General features: G+C 75.0%; 7 protein-coding genes and 1 pseudogene. 4 read left to right on the forward strand and 4 right to left on the reverse strand.

The features are described from left to right. Positions 1–10 precede the first annotated feature (10 nt). Complete coding sequence (locus tag ACSNOK_RS28920) at positions 11–1,387, reverse strand: dihydrolipoyl dehydrogenase family protein (protein ID WP_436783746.1); 1,377 nt, start codon at positions 1,385–1,387, stop codon at positions 11–13. Between the two features lie 137 nt (positions 1,388–1,524). Here ACSNOK_RS28920 and ACSNOK_RS28925 point away from each other — a divergent pair, with 137 nt between their 5' ends. Both ACSNOK_RS28925 and ACSNOK_RS28930 read left to right on the forward strand, forming a co-directional pair. Beyond that, complete coding sequence (locus tag ACSNOK_RS28925) at positions 1,525–2,082, forward strand: AAA family ATPase (protein ID WP_436783747.1); 558 nt, start codon at positions 1,525–1,527, stop codon at positions 2,080–2,082. Between the two features lie 150 nt (positions 2,083–2,232). Then, positions 2,233–2,784 carry a hypothetical protein gene (locus ACSNOK_RS28930; protein WP_436783748.1) on the forward strand — a complete coding sequence of 184 codons (552 nt, stop codon included), beginning with the start codon at positions 2,233–2,235 and terminating at the stop codon, positions 2,782–2,784. Between the two features lie 21 nt (positions 2,785–2,805). On the opposite strand, the pseudogene ACSNOK_RS28935 reads toward ACSNOK_RS28930, so the two are convergent. Next, a pseudogene (locus ACSNOK_RS28935) lies at positions 2,806–3,135 on the reverse strand (DNA-binding response regulator); the annotation flags it as partial. Between ACSNOK_RS28935 and ACSNOK_RS28940 the strand changes: the two are divergent. Then, positions 3,070–3,252, forward strand: coding sequence for a hypothetical protein (locus tag ACSNOK_RS28940; protein ID WP_436783749.1), 183 nt, complete (start codon positions 3,070–3,072; stop codon positions 3,250–3,252). The pseudogene ACSNOK_RS28935 and the gene ACSNOK_RS28940 overlap by 66 nt on opposite strands. Positions 3,253–3,305: 53 nt before the next feature. Here ACSNOK_RS28940 and ACSNOK_RS28945 read toward each other — a convergent pair whose 3' ends face one another. Both ACSNOK_RS28945 and ACSNOK_RS28950 read right to left on the reverse strand, forming a co-directional pair. Further along, the gene (locus ACSNOK_RS28945; RefSeq protein WP_436783750.1) at positions 3,306–4,712 is read right to left on the reverse strand and encodes a hypothetical protein; all 1,407 of its coding nucleotides are present in this window, start codon (positions 4,710–4,712) and stop codon (positions 3,306–3,308) included. A 106-nt stretch (positions 4,713–4,818) separates the two neighbouring features. Next, on the reverse strand, positions 4,819–5,673 hold the full coding sequence (locus ACSNOK_RS28950; RefSeq protein ID WP_436783751.1) for an alpha/beta fold hydrolase: 855 nt from the start codon (positions 5,671–5,673) through the stop codon (positions 4,819–4,821). Between the two features lie 391 nt (positions 5,674–6,064). On the opposite strand from ACSNOK_RS28950, the gene ACSNOK_RS28955 reads away from it, so the two are divergent. Then, positions 6,065–6,808, forward strand: a complete 744-nt coding sequence (locus ACSNOK_RS28955; protein ID WP_436783752.1) for a GntR family transcriptional regulator — start codon at positions 6,065–6,067, stop codon at positions 6,806–6,808. Positions 6,809–6,865: the final 57 nt, after the last annotated feature.

The following is a 6,865-nucleotide window of genomic DNA, read 5'->3' on the forward strand; positions in this document are numbered from 1 at the left end:
CCCCGGCCCGCTACCCGCCCGCGACCAGGTCGCGCAGCGCGTCCTCCACCCCCCGGTGGAACGTCGGATACGCGTAGATCATGTGCCGCAGCGTCTCCACCGGCACCTCCGCCGCCACCGCCACGGCCACCCCGTACAGCATCTCGCCGCCCGCCGGTCCGGCCGTCGTGGCGCCGACCAGGGTTCCGCGGTCCACGTCCTCGACCAGCTTGATCAGTCCCTGGTTGCCGGCCTTGTGGATCCAGCCGCGCGCCGAGGAGGGCACCCGCGCCAGCCCGGTCCGCACCCGCAGGCCGCGGTCGCGGGCCTGGCGCTCCGTCAGGCCGACGGCTCCGATCTCCGGATCGGTGAACGTGACCCGCGGCAGGGCACGGTAGTCGGCCCCGGGCCCCGGCTCGCCCAGCACCTCCCGGGCGACGATCTCCGCCTCGTACATGGCCACGTGCGTGAACGCGCCGTGGCCGGTGACGTCCCCCGCCGCCCAGAGCCCGTCCGCGGCTCGCATCCGGGCGTCCGTGCGCACCGAGCGGGCCCCCGGGTCGAGGCCGACGGTCTCCAGTCCGAGGTCCGTCAGGTCCGCCCGCCGGCCGGTCGCCACCAGCAGCCGGTCGGCCGTCAGCTCCTCGCCGTCCTCCAGGACGAGGGTGAACGCGGTGCCGTCGTGACGGGCCGCGGTCGCCCGGGCGTCCGTCCGGACGGTCAGCCCCTCGGCCGCCAGCACCTCGGCGAGCAGGGCGGCGGCCTCCGGCTCCTCCGCCGGGACCAGGGTGCCGGCCGCCTCCACCACGGTGACGCGGGTCCCGAACCGGGCGTAGACCTGGGCGAGTTCGACGCCGATCGAGCCGCCGCCCAGCACCAGCAGGGACCCCGGCGGCTCGGTCGCGGCGATGGCCTCCCGGTTCGTCCAGTACGGGACCTCGTCCAGCCCGGGCACCGGCGGGAGCTGCGGCTTCGTCCCGGTGGCGAGGACCACGCCGCGCGCGGCCTCGAAGACGCCGCCCTCCGGCCCGTCCACGGCCACCGTGCGGGGGCCGGTGAGCCGCCCCCGCCCGCGCACGAGCCGGCCGCCCTTGTCGCGGAAGCGGTCGGCCGCGACCCGGTCGTCCCAGTCGTCCGTCGCCTCGTCGCGGATCCGCGCCGCGACCGGCGACCAGTCGGGTTCCACCCGTGCCGTGCCCGCCATCCCGGGGATCCGGCGGGCCTCGGCGAGCAGGCCGCCCGCCCGGATCATCATCTTGCTGGGCACACACCCCCAGTACGGGCACTCGCCGCCGACGAGCTCCGCCTCCACCCCCACCACCCGCAGCCCGGCCTCCGCCAGCCGCCCCGCGACGTGCTCGCCGCCCGGTCCCATTCCGATGACGACGACGTCCACCTGCTCGGCCATCACACCGCACTCCGCTCCGTCGGGCCTTCCACACGGAGCAGCCACCCTGCCAGCACGGAGGGGCGCCCGTCACGGGCGACGCGCGCCGGGCGTACGGTCGAGGCGGCGGACGCGTCGGCGAACGGAGGCGGGGGCACATGGAGCGGGAGCGATTCGTCGTGGTGACCGGGGGACCCGGCGCGGGCGAGAGCACGCTGATCGACGCCCTGGAGGCGGCCGGCCACCACCGCTCGTGGGAAGCCGGACGCGGCGTCATCCGGGACCAGACGGCCGTCGGCGGCCGGGCCCTGCCCTGGACGGACCCCGGCCTCTTCGCGGAGCTGATGCTCTGCTGGGAACTGCGCTCCTACCACGAGGCGGCCGAGCGCCCCGGGACCGTCTTCTTCGACCGCGGCCTCCCCGACGTCATCGGCTACCTCCGGCTCGAAGGCCGCCCGGTGCCCGCGCACGTCCGCGCCGCCGCCGAGCGGTTCCGGTACCACCCCCGCGTGTTCACCGCCCCGCCCTGGCCGGAGATCTACGCGCGGGACACCGAGCGCCGGCAGTCCTACGAGGAGGCCGTGCGCACCCACGGGGCGGTGACGGCCGCCTACGCGGAACTCGGCTACGAGACCGTGGAACTGCCCCGGGCGGCGGTGGAGGAGCGCGTCCGGTTCGTCACCGCGCGGGTTCCGGGGGCCGCCCGGGGCGCGTGACCGGTTCTGCCCTTGGGGGAGTTGTGAAGGGCGTGGAGAATTCCCCACCGTAACGCCATGCGTCTCGCGTCACGTTCCCGCGTCACATTCCCGCGTCAGGAACCGCGTCACGATCCGCGTCACGCCGGTTCACGCCTGTGAGGAGAAGTCATGCGCTCGGTGACCGCACGCTCGATGAAATCGGTGCTCGCCCTCGGCGCCGCGGCCCTCGCCGCCGCCGGCGCGCTCACGACCCCGGCCGCGGCGGCCCCGCCCGCCCCCGACGCCAACGGCAAGGCCATGACCTGGACCCTGCTCGCGGACGGCCCCGCCGGCACGGTCCGCGTCGGCGGCGGCCCGCTGAGCAACGCCTACCAGGGCGACACCGCCACCACCACGGCGCTGCCGCTGCTGTGCCTGAAGGTCGACGGCCGCCCGGCGCCCGCCGGCATCACCCCCGACTTCTACGCGGGCTGGGCCCGCGGCGCCGTCGCGGCCACCGCCCCGATCCGCGGCACCAGGCTCACCGGCCGCGCGGTCGCCGACGGCGTCTGCGCCAACAACTTCGGCACCGGCTGGCGGATGGCCGAGTTCCACGACGGCAGATACGGACCCAACCTGGAGAGCTCGGGCGGCTGGAGCTTCTGGGCCTACGGCGACGTCCCGGCCGGCACCCGCTTCTGGACGGCCATCAACGACCAGCCGGCCAACCCCTGGAACTGACCGGGCCACCGGCCGCCGCGCTCAGCCCGGCGTGACGAACCCCGACCCGTACGCCGCGATCACCGCCCGTGTCCGGTCCCGCGCCCCCGGCTTGGCGAGTACCGCGCTGACATGGGACTTCACCGTCTCCGTGCCCAGCACCAGCCGCGGCACGGCCGGCTCCCGGCCCGTCAGCGCCGCCCGCTCCAGGGCCGCGCGGGCGCCGGGATTGCCGTGCGCGGCGGCCGGCCGCCGCAGACCGGCGGGGAGCAGGAGGGAGGAACCCGAGGCAACGACCCGGACCGCGTGCACGAACTCGGTCGGTTGGTCCCGCTTGAGCGGGAACCCGTCGGCCCCGGCGCGCAGCGCCTTGACGCGCTGGGCGGCGCCGGACGGTTCCTGCCCGGCCGGGCCGGGCAGCAGGTGATGCCCGTCGGCCCGGACGGCGCGCTCGGCCCCTGGAGCGGGCTCGGCGCCGCGGCGGCGTGACGCGTGACGGGATCCCGGGGGCGCGGGTCAACGGGCCCGCGCCCCCGGCGGGTTCAGGCCGCGGGGAAGACGAAGACGCCCTTGTCCACGGAGACCGCGCCGTGGCCGTCGGCGCTGAAGACCGGGATCTGGTCGTTGTCGAGCTTCTTCGCCAGCACCTTCTTGGTCTTCACATCGACGGCGATCGGGTCCCAGTACCCCTGCGTGCCCGGGTTGGTGTAGCCGTAGACCACACCGTCACCGGCGTTCAGCACCGCGAAGTCCTTCTCGTCCGGCCCCTGGGCCCAGAGTCGCTTGCCGCTCTTGAGGTCCCAGGCGGTGGCCAGCCAGGGCCTGCCCAGGCCCGGCCGCCCCGCCGTGACGACCGTGCCGGTGGACGCGTCGTACGTGGTGAGGAAGGTGGGGTTGGCGCCCGGGTCCCCGAAATCGGTCCTGGACCCGGGCGCGTCCGCCGGGACGACCGGGCCCGTGGCCACCAGCCGGCCCGTCTTGACGTCGTTGACCGACAGGATCCACGGCTCGGGGGAGGTGTGCTTGCCCCCGTCCGTCTGCCAGGCGAGGACGACGCGGTCGCCGACGACCGTCACCGGCACCACGTGGACGTCGTGGGACTTGTCCTCGGGGATCGCGTTGTCGGGCCGGCCGGCCTCGCGGGTCGTCCACGCCTTCTTGCCGGTCGCCAGGTCGGTGACGACCAGGCGCTTCGTGCCGTCGAACGGGCCGTGGGCCACCTCCTCGTAGGAGAAGGCGTGGTCGCCCGCGAACGTCCGCTTCTCCGGGGCGTGGCGGTGGAGGTCCTGCGACGGGGCGGGGCCCTGGACGGCGCGCGGGTCGCCGGCTGTGTCCAGCTTGGTGGCGGACCCGCCGTCGGCGCGCGTGGCGGAGCCGTCCTTGGCGACCCAGCCGTCCGAGAGCGTCGTCCCGCTGACCAGCGGGGCGCTGCCGAGCTTCTTGCCGTGCCCGTCGTAGACCTCCTCGACCGTGGTGCGCTTGTCGGAGGTCATGCCGTCGGAGGGGGTCTTGGTGGTGACCTGGACGCGCAGGGCCGGGGCGCCGTGCCAGGTGTCCGCCATCACCAGGGCGTCACCGAACTTCCGCGTCGTGCGCACGGCGCCGTCGCGCGCGTCGCGGAACTCGACGGTCTTGGGACCCTCCCGCAGCGCGGTCCCCTTGTCGTTCCCGGTCTTCTCCGCCCCCGGCGCGGTGACCACGGCGAAGGCGTCGCCGACCGCGAACACCGCGGTGCCGCCGGGCGCCGCCGGCACCGTCCAGGCCGGCTTCGCCGCCAGGCCCGGCAGCGCGGCGCCGGGCCAGGCGAGGTGCGCCGACTGTTCCGTCTTCTTCTTCGCCGGGCCGTCGTCCTTCCCCGAACCGGAGTCCGAGCCGCAGGCGGTGAGCCCGGCGAGGAGCGTCACGGCCACGGCGGCCGGGACGAGGACGGTGCGCGCGGTGGAAGCCACTGCGAATCCCCCAAGGTTGTGCTGTCTGATCCGAAGATCCTATGCCGCGGCGGATCATGCTTCCCTTGGGTCTCTTCCGTCACATGCGTAACTTTGGTAACTCCGTTCAGTGGGTGACCTGCCGCGCGGTGGTGTCCAGGACGACCCGGGCCACCAGGGCCGGATCGTCGTTCATCGGCACGTGTCCGCAGCCCGGCAGCCGGACCAGCCGGGCACCGGGGATCACCTGCCCGGCACGGATGCCCTGCCGGCGCAGCAGGACCCGGTCGCGGGTGCCCCAGGCGATGGTGACCGGCAGGTCCGGCAGTTCGTGGGCGAACAGCACCGAGCGCCCGGCGGCGAGGGTGGCCTCGAACCCCACGGCGTCCCGCAGCGCGCTCGCCTCCGCGATCACGGCGTCGACCGGGCGCAGCCCAGGGCGGGCGTACACCAGGCTGACCAGCGCGGCCCGGCCCGCGGCGGTGCCGGCCAGCCGGGCCATCCGCTCGGGCGGCAGCCGACGGGCGCCGTTGCGCAGACCGCGCAGGACGGTGAAGGCGTAGCGGCGCTCCGACTCCGTCCAGAACCCGGCGGGGGACAGGGCGGTGACGGTCCGTACGAGCTTCTCGTGGCCCAGTTGCAGGGCGATCAGGCCGCCCAGCGAGTTCCCGGCCACATGCGGCCGGTCCAGGCCGAGCGCCTCGAAGAAGGCGCGGAGGACGGCGGCGGTGCTCGGCAGGTCGTACGGCACCGCCGCGGGCAGGGCGGGGGAACGGCCGAAGCCGGGCAGGTCCACGGCGACGACGTCGTGCTCCGCGGCGAGTATCTCGAACACCGGGTCCCACGCCTGGAGATGGTGGCCGATGCCGTGCAGCAGGACGAGCGGCTCGCCCTCGCCGGCGCGCCGGTAGACCGCCTCCGCCTCGCGTGGTCCGGCGGGGGTGTCGAGAGAGAACGTCGCGGTCCGCAAGGTGTCACCCATGAGTCGGCTCCTGCTGATGCTCGGGGGGTCTTGTAGACAGGATGTCAGCAACGGTTACCGTGGGGTAGACCCGTGACGCGTCCCGTCGTACGGCGTGGGCCCGAGGCGCCCCGCGCCGCCCCGCTCCGGCGCTCACGGCGCCCGGCGCGCGCCTCCGCGCGCCGCTCGCACCGCTTTCCCCGTGTCCCCGGCGACGGTTGGTGACCGCTCTTCCCCGTGCGGCCGGAAGCGCGCCGGTCGCCGGTCACCCAGCGTGCCGAAAAGTCCGTACCACCTGCGGCGGATGCCGCGCATTGGTCTTGACCAAGTGCGCACACCGTCCTATGGTCACAGGCATACTGCAACAACCTTTAATAAAGAAGCGCGCGAAAAGCCTTTGCGGAGGATGAGGGTGGGGACGACGCAGTTGGAGACGGCGCCCGAGCCGAAGTACTGGCACCTGAAGACGGTGTTGAGCGACGCGCTCGACTCGGAGTTCGCGGTGGGCGAGATCCTGCCCAACGAACGTGAACTCGCCGCCCGTTTCGGGGTCGCGCGCGCCACGCTCCGCCAGGCGCTCGAACAACTGGAGCTCGAAGGCCGCCTCCAGCGCCGCCGAGGGGTCGGCACCACCGTCGCCCCGCCGCGCGTGGGCGTCGCCGTCGCCGACGCCGAACACACCTGGCCCGGCACCACCGAGGACGACTGGCAGCCGGTGGACAGCGCCGAGGCCGCGCCGCCCGCCGCCGTCGCCCTGCTGCTGGGCACCGGCCGTGACGAGGCCGTGCACACCGTCCGCCGGAGCCGCAGGAGCCACGGCCGGCCCGTCGCCACCGAGCTCCTCTACGTGCCGGCCGCCGGTCTCCCCGGACTCGACGTTCCCGACACCGCTCCCGGCCCGGCCCGTGCGCGTGCCGTCCTCCGGGCCCTCCACCGGCTTCCGCTGGAGGGGCAGGACCGTGCGGTGGAGCTCGGGTCCGCTCGCGCGGACGACGCCAAGGAGCTCGACCGGCTGCCCGGGGCGCCCGTTCTCCTCGTCACTACGCGGTACTTCGCCGAGGGCCGCACCGCGGCCGTGGCGGTCGCCACGTACCGGGCCGACACGTGTCGGCTCACCTTCGGTGAGGGCGATCCGGTGGGGCTGCTCGCGAGCTGAGCGCTTCTTGGGGGGGCCGCGCCCCCGCACCCCCCGAAACCGCGCTCCGCGCGGTTG

The sequence above is a fragment of the Streptomyces sp. URMC 126 genome (assembly GCF_051386555.1).
Taxonomy (GTDB): Bacteria; Actinomycetota; Actinomycetes; order Streptomycetales; family Streptomycetaceae; genus Streptomyces.